Source organism: Alkalicoccus luteus (assembly GCF_052061695.1).
In the GTDB taxonomy this organism is placed as follows: domain Bacteria; phylum Bacillota; class Bacilli; order Bacillales; family Salisediminibacteriaceae; genus Alkalicoccus; species Alkalicoccus luteus.
Genome location: NZ_JBPZEY010000013.1, coordinates 16,820 through 31,340 on the forward strand (window position 1 = coordinate 16,820; position 14,521 = coordinate 31,340).

The following is a 14,521-nucleotide window of genomic DNA, read 5'->3' on the forward strand; positions in this document are numbered from 1 at the left end:
CTTGCTCATACCTGATTACGCATAGATATTAACGAGAAGACCCTGTATTTCTCCAGTTTGTTTTAACAGGTGGAGGCCTTTTTGTTGACCGCGCAGAACGCTGTCCGTCAGATCAATCAGCTTCGAATCTACTTCTTTTACGATTTTGTAAACCTTTGTTCGTCCCCGCCGGTTAAATCCTCTCTGCTCTTCAAGCTGCAGGCCGAGCTTCACCGCCTCATCCATGAACTCTTTTACCATTTTTTTATAAAGTCTCAGTTCATCGACGGTACGGGAATCTGCAAGTCGTTTTCCCTGCTTTTCAATCGCCTCCAGCTTTTGGCCGAATTGGTCATAGGCTCCCTGCCTTCTGCCGTCCTTCATTATTTCCTGAAACGTTATTTTCGCTTCCGTGCTTTTATTGCTGCTGTCCGAAGCCCGCGCGGCACCGGCAGCACGTATTCGCTGTATATCCATTACACGTGATCCCCCTGCAAAATACATGTATTGCTATTAGTATAACAGATTGGCCTGCAGGCTTTGTTCTATTTATTGAAGCAGCTGAAGAACGCCCTGAGGCAGCTGATTTGCCTGCGCAAGCATTGCTGTTGCAGACTGGTTCAATATGTTATTGCGGGTGAATTCCGTCATTTCAAGTGCCATATCTGCATCTCTGATTCGCGATTCTGAGCTTGTCAGATTCTCGTGCGTCACCTGCAGATTGTTAATCGTATGCTCCAGACGATTTTGAACGGCACCCAGCTTGGCACGGGCATCGGACAGCATGGCAACAGCCCGGTCCAGCTTAAAGATCGCTTCACCTGCGTCTTCACTGGATGCTACGGAGATATCCGTTATACCTAGCGTCACCGTGTCCATCTTTGGAATATCGATCAACACTTCCTGCCCGGTATTTGGTCCAATTTGGAACGCAAGCGCGTTGTTGGAAAGTGAAAATTCCTGTGCAGGTTGTTCTGCAGCAAGAACGGAAGCGCCTACCGGGTAATGAATCCCCTCATACCGGAACTCTCCGTTGACTGTTGTCACGGTCTTTTCCGCCCGCACCAGTGTTTCAGTTTCAGTCTCATCCTCATTCAATTTGTTAAGCTTCAGAGACGCCGTTGCTTCGAGCTTCACTCGTGCAGTGCCATTGCTGGTAATATCCGCAGTTTTGATTGAAACTCCTCCGACTGTTACATCCTCTCCTTTTTCAATGACCTTTGTTTCCAGCACTCGTCCCTGGGGCCCGATGACTTCTACTTTTGCCGATGCAGATTGTTCATCATATTCCCGGACATTAATCGTGTAACTACCAAACTGTCCGCTGCCATTCGGGTCAAGTAAAACAGATGATTCATTAAGACCGGCAGCCGGCTGCGTCATCTCTGCCGTTTGTACGACATTTTCCATTTGCAGCCTGTAGCTTCCGCTCGCATATTCAGCCGACTGTACATCCGGTGTTCCACCCAAGATCTGCTCCCCTGAGAGCGTAGTTACTAGTGCACTGCTCCCGTCAAGCAGCTTCCGCGTATTAAATTCCGTTTTTTCTGAAACACTGTCAATTTCTTTTTTCAGCTGATCGATTTCTTTTTGCAGTTGCTCTCTGTCTTCATCGGTATTCGTATCATTTGCTGCTTGAACAGATAGTTCCCGCATGCGCTGGAGCATCGCATGCACCTCCTGAAGAGCACCCTCTGATGTCTGCATAAGTGATATACCGTCAAGTGCATTTCGTTCTGCCATTTTTAAGCCTTTAATTTGTGATCGCATTTTTTCTGAAATCGCAAGTCCTGCAGCGTCATCCGCTGCCCGGTTTATGCGAAGCCCGGACGAAAGCTTTTCCAAGTTGCTTGATGTCGCCTGCTGATTTTGATATAAGTTGCGATACGCATTAAGCGCCTGAATATTATTATTGATTTTCATATTGATTCCTCCTAGTTTTCAATCCCAATATGCTGTTCGTAAGCAGACAGCTGCCGCTTAACTCCTGCTTGAGGCTTTACACCAGTTTGTGTCCGAACTGCCGAGAGCCAGTCAGAATAGAGCGGCTCCATCATCATTCGCAGCCTTTTGATTCGCTCTCTGTCTTTGGTGAGATTACACTGCATCAGCTCATCTGCCGTATACTGATAAACGGCTTCAAACTGGTCTGCCAGGATCCCCGCCTCGTAGCGGAGGCCTGTTCCCAGACGGACACAAATATCAATTGACTGCTGTAAGGCTTTGTTCGCTTGCATATATTCTTTCTCACTTATACTGCTCTCTGCTTTTTCCATTTGCAGGCACAACGCCTCAAGCAAAAGAGCAGTAAGCTGCTGTGGCGTTTTTTCATACAGTTCTTTCTCCGTAAGCATATTCTCTCCCCCTCATCCTTCAACTTTGATGCATGCGCTCCAGCTCTTCGATCATGAGTAATATTTCTGCAATAACCGCATAGAGCTGAGGTGGAATATCATCTCCTAAATCAAGGTCAATTAAATTTTCAATTAAATAGGGATCTTCCTCCATATGAATATGATGCTCCTGCGCTATCTCCTTTATTCGCTCTGCAACGTGGCCCCGTCCGCTGGCTAGCACTTTAGGGGTGCCGTCAAGCTCGTTATAGTGAATAACTGCTGCTGTACTGCCGTTGATCGCTCGCTTTTTCACTTGATTAAACCGGCGCTGTATCATATTTTGACATCCACTCCGTCCTTGAAGTTCTCTTCTGCTGCCGGATCTGCTGCCGGTGCTTGTTTCTCCTCTATTTCCATTGGCGCTGATTGGATGGACTGCACCTGATAGCCAATTTCTCTGATTGACGCTGCATATTTTTCCTTCAGCGGTTCGAGACGCTCAGAAAAAGTGGATTCATCATTATAAAAAGAAACTGTCAGCTGCCTGTTTTGCACAGATACGCGTATCCCTAGCGGGCCTGAGACCGGAGCTTCCAAATGAAAATAAAGCTGAATGTTCTCCCAGTCAAGTCCGCCCTGATGACGCTCATCGACGAATATTTTCAGTTCCTGCATCGTATCATCCAGCATCAGCGGCACGTGAAATAAAAGACCGCTTTGACTGTCCAAACGATTTCCCTGCTGATGCCCGTTTATGACTGCGAGAGCCCGCTGCGCTCCAGCCTCCTGTTCACCGCCTGCCTGCAGCATCCTTCCTAATAGCCCTTTTAAATTGCGATTTTCTTCCGGATTCCTCATATCAGGTCTGACCAATTCTACCTCCCGGTTAAAACCGAACTGCCTGAGCGCCTCCAGCACGTTCCTGCCAGAATGCTCGTTTGCTGCAAGCGTTCTGCCCGTATTTTCTGTGAGCTGTCGAATCTGCTGAGTGATCGGGCGTTCTGAATCCGCTTCTTTATGTACGTGCTGATATCTGAAGGCAGACGGTTTATATTCCATCTGTTCGATCGTTTGCCGGACCCCGGCAGTGACAGCTGCAGCTTGTCGCAGCTGTCCTTGATTCATTAGCTGTTTCGCATGCGTCAGCTCTGAGCTTGCTTGCAGCAGCGTCCTTTCTTGTTTCATCGATGCGAATAACAGCCATCCGCTTCTGTTAATGGATTTATCAAGCTGCTGAATAACTTGTTCAAGCATCGGCTTCACTTGCGGAGCTGCCTGTTGCTGAAAGCGCTGTATCAACAGATCCATTCTCGCAAGACTTCTTACCGCTTCACGTTGAAATCCCTGAAATTCATCCCTAGCTGAGGCCATTGCCGGAGTTACTTCTCGTACCATTACCGTAATGCCAGAAGCCGACTGGACACGATCAGGAGGCTGGCTGGACGAGAGCTGTTGAAAGAGCTGGGCCGCGCGCACTTCTTTCCCTTCATCCAGCAAAAAAAGTACGTGCCGCAGCTGCTCCAGCGTTGAAGCATTTGCGGTTTGCTGTTGCTGCTGAAGCATCTGTTCTGCCGCAGTGCGAAGCGGAAGAGCAGGCGAATTTGCAGGAGCTTTGTCTAAAGCTGGAAAAACCAGCTCTCTCAGCTTATCAGCTGCAGTGCTCCTTCCGCCTTGAGATTGAGCAGAAAGAACGGTCCTCAACAGTTGATTCACTGCTTCAGCATGAACTGTTCCAGACGCCGACTGCTGCAATGCAGTAACTGCATTTCTGACACCGGATCCACTTTCGTACGCCTGGAGCAGTGCCGGGAGCGTTTGCCGGATTCCATGAACAGCAGGCGTGTCAGCACTGGCTCCTGCTGTCATGACCTGCTGCAATGCCTGCAGAGGTGTCGTATGAGCGGCGCGCTGGAAGCGATCCAGTACGTCGGCAGACAGTGCCGCACGCGTATCCATGGCCTGTTGAACCGCCTGAACTGAACCTCCCCGGCTTTCTGTCATAAACTGCACCACTGTGCGGACATTTTCACTCGTTAATCTTCCGTGAGCCTGCAGTATTCTAACAGCCTCCACTGTTTTAGCAACAGGCTGGCCGCCTGCCTCTCTGATTAACGCCTGAATATCGGGCCGTGAGCGATCCGACGCTTCAGCGGCTACAGCTGCGCGCAGCGTCACTTTCCCGTCTTGTATACGAGAAACATCTGCTTGCACGGTATCACCACTGGGCACTCGCCCTTCAAATACGGCGTTGACCTCTCTGCCTCGGATTTGCACGACCGCTTCTCGCTCGCTGGTCCGTTCCACAATCACAGCTCTTACTGTTTCCCCTTCACGAGGTGCTGGCCGCTGCTCGTGTGAATATTGCTGGAAAGGCTGAATCTCCATATGACCATCCTCCTGCAGTCGGTACTGTGACCGTCTTTTATCTAGTTTCTATATCGGTTAAACATAAGAGCTCTTGAACCAATTCCTTGTTTTACTTGCTCTTCCGTATATCGCTTGACCCTAAAGAACTAGTACGGCAACGAGTTCAGCTACAAAAGCCGTCCGGTTACATCGGACGGCTCAGGCTGTTGTAAAAGTCTTTCAATTTACATATGTATTCGTGTGGTTGTATTTGCCCTCTGCTTACCCCAGCCTGCCGTGGCCTGGCCTTCAGCTATATTCAAACTGCTTGTTTCGCCTCCGCCCGAAACATCGGGGAAAGCGCTTCGATTCTTAAAGACCAACGTCATGACGGGCAGACGCGACTGCTTCTTTTCGTTTGTCATGAATTCGATGACGTACTGGCATCTCTATTTAACATCGAAACGTTTCCTCGGGAAGATTCTATCCGTATGGAAGCCGATCGTGCAGGCCTAACCAGGCACGTGAAACGCACTGCCGGCCGCCGGATTCTCGACTCGTTTTAATCCCTCCATGATTGGAGGCCCTTCAGAGCCGGTCACTTGCAGGGAGGTGACGAAGATTGATACCAATTAGCACGAGCCCGCCGTGTAAGCGTTACTCAAACGACGCTTCGCTTGTAAGCTGCAGGGTGAAAGAGAGTCTAAAGCTTCACTCTCGTTCTGGTTTTGAGCGGCAGTCCGTTCGTGAGAAGTCAGCATGGGGAGTGAAAACATCTCGTGAAAAGCACTGCCCATATGAATCCATCCCCTTCTAACGTGCTATCTATTAAGTAAATTAGAAGAAGCCTTAAGCAGCAGCCTAAGGCAAATCTCTGTTTACAAGTGAAGATGGACGGCATGCGAACGAATTAATTTGCAGGTAAACACAGCAAGCAGTTTAGACAGTCGATGTGGCACACCTGATTCTATTTGTAATAGCCTCGCCGAACAGCCGTTGGACCGAACCGCTCTTGCAGCTGTCTAACGTGTTCGTCTCGATCCCATTCTTCTTTGTCCTTCTGATAAGAAAACAAATCAAGCTGTTTTACTGCACTGCCTTTTTCAATCAGGTCAATTCCTGTTAAACCTAACAGCCTGACCCTGTCTCCGTTCCAAGATGTCTCCAGCAGCTCTTTGGCGCAGGATTCAATCGTCTGATGGTCGGAAAGTGGATATGGAAGTCTGATGGAACGCTGTATGGTTTCCCACGTACTGTATCTGATTGTAAGCTGCAGACCGGAAGCATAAACGTATTTCTTATGAAGTCGCTGTGCAACTAAATTGGACAGCAGATGAATTACTGGCGCCATATCCTGCAGGCTTACCGCATCTTCCGGAAGCGTGCGCGAATGACCGATACTTTTAAACTCTTCAGCTGATTCCGGATCAACGGGTCTGCTATCAATTCCCCACGCTTTTTCAAACATTCTGCCTCCACTCGAGCCGAACGTGCTTTTCAGCTTATCCTCTCCATAAGCTGCGATATCACCAATTGTTTCAATACTCAGCTGCCTCAGTTTTTCTGCTGTTCTCGCTCCAATTCCATGCATCTCCTCACAGGGCAGCGGCCATAAAAGGCGCTGCACATCCCGCTTTCGCAATACCGTAATACCTAGCGGTTTTTTCCAGTCACTTGCTGTTTTCGCAAGGAATTTGTTAGGTCCAATACCAATGCTGCAAGGAAGCCCCAAAGTATCCAGCACCTCCTGCTGAATTGATTGAGCCACGGCAACAGGATGCTTTCCATATAAGTATTTCGTCATATCCAGGTAGCCTTCATCAATCGATACCGGCTCCACTAAACCTGTTTTACTGCGCAGCACCTCAAAAAATTTTGCAGACATTTCCCGGTACCTTGGAAAGCGCGGCTCTCTGACAAGCAAATCGGGGCATGCCTTCTTAGCTTCCCACAGAGGCACCGGTGGCTTCACGCCCATTTTTTTAGCTTCGTAACTAGCCGTTACAACGATGCCTTTCCTTTTTTTGGCGTTTCCTGCAATAGCAAGCGGCTTGCCTTTTAGCGAAGGGTCATCAGCTGCTTCAACAGAGGCATAAAAGCTGTTCAAATCAATATGAAAAATGATTCGGTGACTCACGCTGACGCCCTCCTTTTCTCTCCATAGTCTCTTTTCATTTTATCAGATTTTGCTCCTGCACCGCTAAACGTTAAGCTACTCTTGCAAAGCTTTTTAGAGCAAAAAAGGCGGTAAAGCATAAACTGTTTTCAGCTATGATATGTATAAACTAACACTCAACTTCCTCCAAAGACGATAAGCCGCAAATAAGCAGGTACGATTCATGAAATTTACAAATTATTCACAACATTTTGTAAACATACGTTCGACCGTGACTATTATCTATGCTATACTACGTATATAGAAAGGTGGTCGATATTGATGAGGGAGCAATTTTATCAATCTCCTGTTCATCAATCGGTTCTTCACCTGGTTACGGAGGCCTTAAAGGAGTTTACGGCCGCCAGGGCGCCTTCACCTACGATTAGACAGCTGGCCCAGCTGATCGGCTGCTCAGAAGAGACGATCTTGGAGTCAATAGAGTTCGGCAGACAGGAATCGATTGGTCTTTTACAGTGAATGGAGTGCCCTTGGATTTTGAAATAGTTAAAACGGTGCCGGATTACCGGCACCGTTTTCAGGCTGTTGATAAAGTCAATTTGTTTACATGTTTATTCGATTGATTGACTTTCCCCTCTGTTTACCGAGCCTGCCGTGGGCTTGCCTTCAGCTATTTCTCAGGATAAACCTCTGAGAAAGGATCTTCAGGCTGCGCTAATTCCACGGGCACGCCGGACACAAAGGGGAAATGAATTTGTTTGATGGAGAAAAACGTCTCAATCGCTGGACGCTGCGGCTTTTTTTGGTGGATACGTTGACGTTCATCCCGATTCGACATCGAAGCGCTGCCTAACGAAAGGTTCCCTCTAGATGGAACAAGCTCGTGTGAATCTTCACCAGGGTTTTAACCGGACAGCCAGCTGCTAAATCGGAGGAAACCCGACTCCGGGAGGATCAGAACGAGGCGAAGATCCAGCGCTTCTGACGAAAGGAAGAAGCGGTTAGCTGAGCCCGTTCCCTCCGGAAAGCGAGGGTCCGCAGATGCAGGCAGATGCAAAGTCATTCACCTGAAATGACTTTATCAACACTCTGAAAACGGTACCGGATTACCGGCACCGTTTTTTGTTATGCGTGTGCTGACTGCTTCATCAATGCGTAAGTGAGCTCTGCAAGATTATACAATTCCTGCTCGGGTATACTTTCAGCTGTTGTGTGAATGTTTTCATATCCTACGCCCAAATTGACAGTCGGGACGCCGTGCCCGGCAATTATATTCGCGTCGCTTCCTCCGCCGCTTTGCTTTAACAAAGGCTCTCTGCCGATTTGTTTAACAGCTTCAACTGCAAATTCAACAACCTCATCCGTTTCAGCCTGTTTAAAGCCCGGATAGACAAATTGAATATCCACATCCACAGTTGTCTGAAAGCGTTCAGCCGCCTTCTCGCATGCCTCTCGCATGGCAGCTGTCTGTGCTTCGAGCTTGGAACGGACGAGTGAACGTGCCTCAGCCTTCAAGTCGACTCGATCGCAAACGATATTTGTCTGGCTTCCGCCTTCAATTCTCCCAATATTTGCAGTTGTTTCCTCATCAATACGCCCAAGCGGCATCCGGCTTACCGCATCAGCAGCAACTTGAATAGCAGATATGCCACGTTCTGGCGCTACACCTGCATGCGCTTTTTGACCATGACATGTAATAAACAATTTTGCCTGATTTGGCGCAGCCGTCACAATGCTTCCTACGGCACCGTCACTGTCGAGTGCATAGCCGAAATCTGCGTTAACCAGCTCCATATCTAATTCCCTGGCGCCTGCTAAACCTGATTCCTCTCCTACCGTAATAATAAACTGTATCGTTCCATGGGCAGCGCCCTCTTCCTTCAGCGTGCGTACGGCTTCAAACATGGCTGCTATACCGGCCTTGTCGTCAGCTCCCAGAACGGTGGTTCCGTCCGAGCGTATAACCCCGTCCTCGACAACAGGCTGAACAGATAATCCTGGTACGACAGTGTCCATGTGAGATGTAAAATAAATTGCTTTCCCATTTGTGTTTCCTTCCAATGTCGCGATCAGATTCCCTGCTCCGTGTCCCGTTCGAGGCTGAGACGAATCCTCTACAACATCCATTCCAATGTCTTGAAGTTTTTGGATGAGTAAATCTGCTATTTCTCTTTCATATTTCGTTTCTGAATCAGTTTGAACCAGCTCTAAAAATTCATCCAGCAATCGTTGTTTATTCACTATCATGTCCTCCTCCAGCTTATGTACGTTTCTGATTGTATCATAAGGTATTAAAGAGGAATATTCCCATGCCTTTTTTCAGGACGCTGTTCCGATTTCACTTCCAGCATACGCAGACTTTGCATCAGCTTCATTCTTGTTTCTCTTGGGTCGATCACATCATCCACCATTCCGTTTGCCGCTGCAATATACGGATTGGCAAATTTCTCGCGATACAGTTCAATCTTTTCAGCTCTTACAGCCTCGGGGTCATCACTGTCCTGGATTTCACGAGCAAAAATCACGTTAGCAGCTCCGTGAGGTCCCATCACAGCAATTTCAGCGTTCGGCCACGCATACACAATATCAGCCCCGATCGATTTGCTGTTCAATGCTACGTACGCACCGCCGTATGCTTTTCGGGTAATGACGGTGATTTTGGGCACGGTCGCTTCTGAATAAGCGTACAGTATTTTGGCACCGTGCCGGATAATGCCGCCATGCTCCTGCTGCACTCCGGGCAAAAAGCCTGTAACATCCTCAAATGTGATTAATGGAATCCTGAAACTGTCGCAAAAGCGGATAAAGCGGGCAATTTTATCGGAAGAATTTATATCCAGACCACCTGCCATTACTTTTGGCTGATTTGCAATCAAGCCTGCGGGGCGGCCGCCGATTCTTGCAAATCCAATAACCGCATTTTTCGCGAAATCTTTTTGAACTTCCATAAAGCTGCCTTCATCTACCGTCTGCTTGATCATATGACGGACATCATACGGTCTTGACGGATCTGCCGGGACAGAATCGAGCAGATCATAAAGGAATTCATCCTTGTTCTCATAAGATTCGCGAGGTGCCTCTTCGCCCTGGTGCTGCGGAAGATAGGAAAGCAGGCGGCGGACTTCCTGCAGGACCTCTTCTTCTGACGTACCAGTAAAATGACAGTTACCGCTAACGGAGCTGTGAATACTGGCACCGCCAAGCTCTTCAGAAGATATTTTTTCACCGGTTACTGTTTCAATTACTTTTGGACCAGTGATAAACATTTGGCTCGTTTTTTCCACCATAAACACAAAATCTGTGATAGCCGGAGAATACACCGCACCCCCGGCACACGGGCCAAGTATGACGGATATTTGAGGGATAACTCCGGAATAAATAGCATTGCGGTAAAATACATTCCCATATCCATCCAGTGACAGCACGCCTTCCTGAATTCTTGCTCCACCTGAATCATTCAATCCAATAAATGGACATTTATTTTTCACCGCAAGATCCATTACGTTCGCAATTTTCCTTGCATGCATCTCTCCCAATGCGCCCCCGTACACGGTGAAATCCTGAGCAAAAAGGAAAATCCGGCGTCCGTTCACGTCTCCGTATCCGGTAACGACGCCTTCCCCAGGAGCTGACCCTTTCTCCATGCCAGGCTCGTCAAACCGGTGCTCCATGAATGGCTGGAGCTCTACAAACGTATCATCATCCAGGAGGAGGTCGATTCGCTCCCGCGCAGTGAGCTTTCCTTTATCGCGCTGCTTCTGCTGACGTTCATCGCCTCCCCCCATTTCCACTCGTCTGCGTTTATCGTAAAGCTCATTCAGCTTGTCATACATATCCATCCTGATCGTCCCCCTCTAACAGTTCCACCAGCGTTCCGTGCGCTGCTTTCGGATGTAAAAAAGCTATCGGCTGACCTGATGCGCCAGTTTTTGGCACATCATCAATAAGCGCTACTCCTGAATTCCGCATTTGCTGCAGCCGGTCTTGGATGTTATCCACCTCTACGGCAATATGATGCAGACCTCCGCCGCGCTTATCGAGAAAGTGAGCGATCGGGCTGCTCTCGCCGAGAGGCTCCAGCAGCTCGAGCTTCACGTTACCTGCTGGAATAAAGGCCACTCGAACTCCCTGTTCAGGTACATCAACGACCTTGTCAACCTTTAGCTGAAAGTGGGTCGAATAAAAGGAAGCAGCCTCTTCAATGGAGTGAACGGCGATGCCGATATGGTCGATTCGTTTTGCCGGAGCAAACGCTTCTGAGCCGCTTCCACGGACCGTTTCTTCAATATAGGCAGCGATTGTTCCAGTAGGGGTGCCCGGTGTAAATATTTTTTCGATACCATTCCGCTCCAGCTCTGCCGCATCATCTGCTGGAATGACGCCGCCGCCGATCACGATAATGTCAGCTGCTTCCTGCTTCTGAAGCTCTTTCACGACAGCTGGAAACAATACATTATGCGCTCCTGATAAGCTGCTCAGGCCGATGACATCTACGTCTTCCTGCACAGCTGCCCGTACTATCTGCTGCGGCGACTGTCGCAGCCCTGTATAAATCACTTCCATGCCGGCGTCCCGAAGCGCCTGAGATATAACAAGCGCTCCTCTGTCATGTCCATCCAGACCCGGCTTTGCAATCAATACTCTGATCCGGTCCATTGCTTCCATCTCCTTACGACGTATATTCTCCAAATACTTCCCGCAGAGCGTGACAAATTTCTCCAACAGTGGCGTAGGCCCTTACGCATTCCAAAATAGGATACATCAGGTTTCCGTTTCCGGAGGCTGTTCGCTTCAGCTCTGCAAGGCCAGCTTCCACCTTCGCAGTATCCCGTCTCTCCTTCAACCTCTCCAAACGGCTGAGTTGATTTTCCACAAACGCTTCGTCTACTTTCATCAGATCAGGCGCTTGTTCGTCCTCCGTTTGGAATTCATTCACTCCTACAACAATGTCATCATGTCGTTCCAGTCGTTTTTGCGCCTCATAGGCGGATCGGTGTATCTCCCGCTGCATGTACTGCTTCTCAACGGCACTGACGGCACCGCCAAGCGTATCGATATGATCGATGTAGAGGAACGCCTCTTCTTCCAGCCGGTCTGTCAGTGCTTCCACATAGTACGAGCCTCCAAGCGGATCGATCGTATTCGCAGCACCTGTTTCGTGAGCAATGATCTGCTGGGTTCTAAGCGCAATCCGGGCACTCTCCTCTGTCGGCAGCGAAAGCGCCTCATCCTTGGAATTTGTGTGCAGACTCTGCGTCCCGCCGAGTACAGCGGCCATTGCCTGAAGCGCGACTCGCACGACATTGTTTTCGGGCTGCTGAGCGGTGAGCGTGGAGCCTGCCACTTGTGTGTGGAAGCGCAGCTGCTCACTTCGCGGCGAGTTGGCGTTGAACCGTTCCCGCATCAGCTTCGCCCACATACGTCTTGCCGCCCTGAATTTTGCTGCTTCTTCGAAGAAATCATTATGTCCATTAAAAAAGAACGCCAGGCGCGGCGCAAAATCATCCACCTTCAAGCCCGCGTCGACCGCCGCCTCGACATAAGCAATAGCATTTGCCATCGTAAAAGCAAGCTCCTGCACAGCTGTGGAGCCAGCTTCCCGAATGTGATATCCGCTGATGCTGATCGTATTAAACGACGGGGCTTCTTCGCCGCAAAACGCAAATATATCGGTAATCAGGCGCATGGAAGGCTTTGGTGGGTAAATGTACGTACCCCTTGCAATATATTCTTTTAAGATGTCGTTTTGAATCGTTCCCCTTACATTTTCGTGAGGTACGCCCTGCTTTTCCGCCACAGCTATGTACATGGCAAGCAGCACAGCTGCAGAAGCATTGATCGTCATGGAGGTACTGACTTTGCCGAGGTCGATTTGATCGAACAGCATTTCCATGTCTTCTAAAGAATCGATGGCTACTCCTACTTTGCCGACTTCGCCGAGCGACATAGGATCATCGCTGTCGTATCCAATTTGAGTTGGAAGATCAAATGCGACTGACAGTCCCGTTTGACCTTGGTCTAGTAAATAACGGAAACGTTCATTGGTTTCCTGGGCAGAGCCAAATCCAGCATACTGCCTCATCGTCCAGAGCTGACCTCGGTACATCGTATGACGGATTCCTCTTGTATAGGGGTATTCTCCAGGAAATCCAGCTTTTTCTATGTAAGCGTTATCAATTTCGTCCGGAAAATATACTCGGTCTACCTCGAGTTGAGAGCCGGTTTGAAATAATTCCTTGCGTTCCGGCCGCTTATTCAGCTGCTTCTGCAGTTTCTCCTGCCATTTTTGATAGGCTTTTTCATACGTTTCCATCTGCACGCCCCTTTCCTGTTAATTCCTGTTTATTATAGCATACCCCCTGCTAATGTTCCCACCCTCTTGAAAACAGCTCGCTCAGCAGGTACAATATGAAAAGCATATGGTGCAGAGGAGGTTGAATCATGCCCCGTAAATTCCGAAAAGCGATCGTTTATATGATGATCATCGTAATGTTTTTAGGTACTGCCCTCATGGGAGTAAGCTACTTTTAACTTGCTGGATAAACGAAGAAAGCCGGATCAGAAGCGCTGATCCGGCTTTCTTACCTTTTTTATTATCCAGTATTAGTCTTTAAACAAGCAAAGCTTACATATTTATCAGCTTCCAGTTTCCAGTACCCCATACCTCTTTTTAGTCTTGAACTGCTGCTTGATGGCAAGATAATCATCCAGCTCCTTTACTACATGGGCAAGTGCTGATCTCGCTTCAAATTCTTCACGCGTCTCCGGGAGCTTCATGTTTCGGTACGACTCCTTTAATTCATCAAGCTTATCTATATACTTATATGCCGTATTTGCAGGGTGCACTCCGTCTGCGAGATCATCCATAAAGTCGGCCAGCATATCAGCCTGCTGCACATGATAATCGATAGACGTAAGCATCGGCATCAGCCGTTCAATGATATCGAGCTGTTTTTCTCTCATTTTAAAATAGTGATAAAAAGTGTCTTCATAGCGCATGATATGATTCTCAAGGTTTCGCATCGCTTCATTTTTCGCTTCCTGAATCAATGAAGACACTTTGGTGATTTCGTTTCCATCCCAGTTGGTATCCCCATTACGTATGTAATCGGCAAACCGATGAAAGATAGCTGCGTAATAATGTTCAAGCTCGGTTTGATACTTCTCAAGCTTCCGTTCATTGCTTGGAATGTAGCTGTTCATTAATAATGCAGTGCCTACACCTATCACGATCAAAGCCGTCTCATTAAGCAGAAGGCCCACTGTCACAGTTCCTGCTGTATAGACGTGAAAAATGATAACCGTACTGGTGACGATTCCGGAAGTGATACGCATTTTGACACAAAGTGGTATAAAAAGCAGCATCAACAGCCCGATCGAGAGCGGATGGTAGCCAAGTAATTCGAAGAGCATGCTCCCTGCAGCAAGACCGAGTATACATGCAGCAAAACGCTCCCATGCGGTCATCAATGACTTTTTCCTTGTTCGCTGAATACAAAGGATGGCAATAATACCGGCCGATGCAAAAAAATCGAGCTGAAGTGCTTGCGCAATGGCAACGGCAGCAGCAGCACCTACAGCAGTTTTTAGCGTTCTGTAGCCAATCGGTATGGTCAAGTACGGTTTCTCCCTTCTCGCGGCTGTTCCTGTGCGACTGCAACTCACCGGAAAACGCGGCTGATTGTTTAAAAGCTGACATACGCTGCCTGAAATGACGGAAACCATGTGATATAAAAAAACCTCC

General features: G+C 48.4%; 13 protein-coding genes. 2 read left to right on the top strand and 11 right to left on the bottom strand.

Annotated features, from left to right (window positions below; all coding sequences use genetic code 11):
• Window positions 1–15: 15 nt before the first annotated feature.
• The 6 genes from ACSZLD_RS15010 to ACSZLD_RS15035 form a co-directional block, all read right to left on the bottom strand.
• Window positions 16–456: a YaaR family protein gene (locus tag ACSZLD_RS15010; protein WP_444685663.1), complete on the bottom strand. Its 441-nt coding sequence runs from the start codon at window positions 454–456 to the stop codon at window positions 16–18.
• 72 nt (window positions 457–528) lie between these two features.
• Window positions 529–1,902, bottom strand: coding sequence for a flagellin N-terminal helical domain-containing protein (locus ACSZLD_RS15015; RefSeq protein WP_444685664.1), 1,374 nt, complete (start codon window positions 1,900–1,902; stop codon window positions 529–531).
• A gap of 11 nt (window positions 1,903–1,913) precedes the next feature.
• Complete coding sequence (locus tag ACSZLD_RS15020) at window positions 1,914–2,333, bottom strand: flagellar protein FliS (RefSeq protein ID WP_377910638.1); 420 nt, start codon at window positions 2,331–2,333, stop codon at window positions 1,914–1,916.
• Window positions 2,334–2,352: 19 nt separating this feature from the next.
• Window positions 2,353–2,652 carry an EscU/YscU/HrcU family type III secretion system export apparatus switch protein gene (locus tag ACSZLD_RS15025; protein ID WP_444685665.1) on the bottom strand — a complete coding sequence of 100 codons (300 nt, stop codon included), beginning with the start codon at window positions 2,650–2,652 and terminating at the stop codon, window positions 2,353–2,355.
• Window positions 2,649–4,700 carry a TP0910 N-terminal domain-containing protein gene (locus tag ACSZLD_RS15030; RefSeq protein WP_444685666.1) on the bottom strand — a complete coding sequence of 684 codons (2,052 nt, stop codon included), beginning with the start codon at window positions 4,698–4,700 and terminating at the stop codon, window positions 2,649–2,651. The genes ACSZLD_RS15025 and ACSZLD_RS15030 overlap by 4 nt, the downstream gene beginning before the upstream one ends.
• A 928-nt stretch (window positions 4,701–5,628) precedes the next feature.
• Window positions 5,629–6,798, bottom strand: coding sequence for a DNA polymerase IV (locus ACSZLD_RS15035; protein WP_444685667.1), 1,170 nt, complete (start codon window positions 6,796–6,798; stop codon window positions 5,629–5,631).
• 300 nt (window positions 6,799–7,098) lie between these two features.
• On the opposite strand from ACSZLD_RS15035, the gene ACSZLD_RS15040 reads away from it, so the two are divergent.
• Window positions 7,099–7,296 carry a hypothetical protein gene (locus ACSZLD_RS15040; RefSeq protein WP_377910642.1) on the top strand — a complete coding sequence of 66 codons (198 nt, stop codon included), beginning with the start codon at window positions 7,099–7,101 and terminating at the stop codon, window positions 7,294–7,296.
• 606 nt (window positions 7,297–7,902) lie between these two features.
• Here the strand turns inward: ACSZLD_RS15040 and ACSZLD_RS15045 are convergent.
• From ACSZLD_RS15045 to ACSZLD_RS15060, 4 genes are read right to left on the bottom strand one after another with little or no spacing between them, the layout of a single operon-like run.
• Window positions 7,903–9,021: a M20/M25/M40 family metallo-hydrolase gene (locus ACSZLD_RS15045; protein WP_444685687.1), complete on the bottom strand. Its 1,119-nt coding sequence runs from the start codon at window positions 9,019–9,021 to the stop codon at window positions 7,903–7,905.
• Window positions 9,022–9,068: 47 nt separating this feature from the next.
• Window positions 9,069–10,616 carry an acyl-CoA carboxylase subunit beta gene (locus tag ACSZLD_RS15050; RefSeq protein WP_377910643.1) on the bottom strand — a complete coding sequence of 516 codons (1,548 nt, stop codon included), beginning with the start codon at window positions 10,614–10,616 and terminating at the stop codon, window positions 9,069–9,071.
• Window positions 10,603–11,433: a methylmalonyl-CoA epimerase gene (mce, locus tag ACSZLD_RS15055; protein WP_377910644.1), complete on the bottom strand. Its 831-nt coding sequence runs from the start codon at window positions 11,431–11,433 to the stop codon at window positions 10,603–10,605. The genes ACSZLD_RS15050 and mce overlap by 14 nt, the downstream gene beginning before the upstream one ends.
• Window positions 11,434–11,446: 13 nt before the next feature.
• Window positions 11,447–13,090, bottom strand: a complete 1,644-nt coding sequence (locus ACSZLD_RS15060; RefSeq protein ID WP_377910645.1) for an acyl-CoA mutase large subunit family protein — start codon at window positions 13,088–13,090, stop codon at window positions 11,447–11,449.
• A 128-nt stretch (window positions 13,091–13,218) separates the two neighbouring features.
• Between ACSZLD_RS15060 and prli42 the strand changes: the two genes are divergently transcribed.
• Window positions 13,219–13,308: a stressosome-associated protein Prli42 gene (prli42, locus tag ACSZLD_RS15065; protein WP_168006330.1), complete on the top strand. Its 90-nt coding sequence runs from the start codon at window positions 13,219–13,221 to the stop codon at window positions 13,306–13,308.
• A 105-nt stretch (window positions 13,309–13,413) separates the two neighbouring features.
• Here the strand turns inward: prli42 and ACSZLD_RS15070 are convergent, their stop codons facing one another.
• Entirely contained in the window at window positions 13,414–14,394 is a 981-nt protein-coding gene (locus ACSZLD_RS15070; protein ID WP_444685668.1) for an aromatic acid exporter family protein, read from the bottom strand.
• Window positions 14,395–14,521 lie beyond the last annotated feature (127 nt).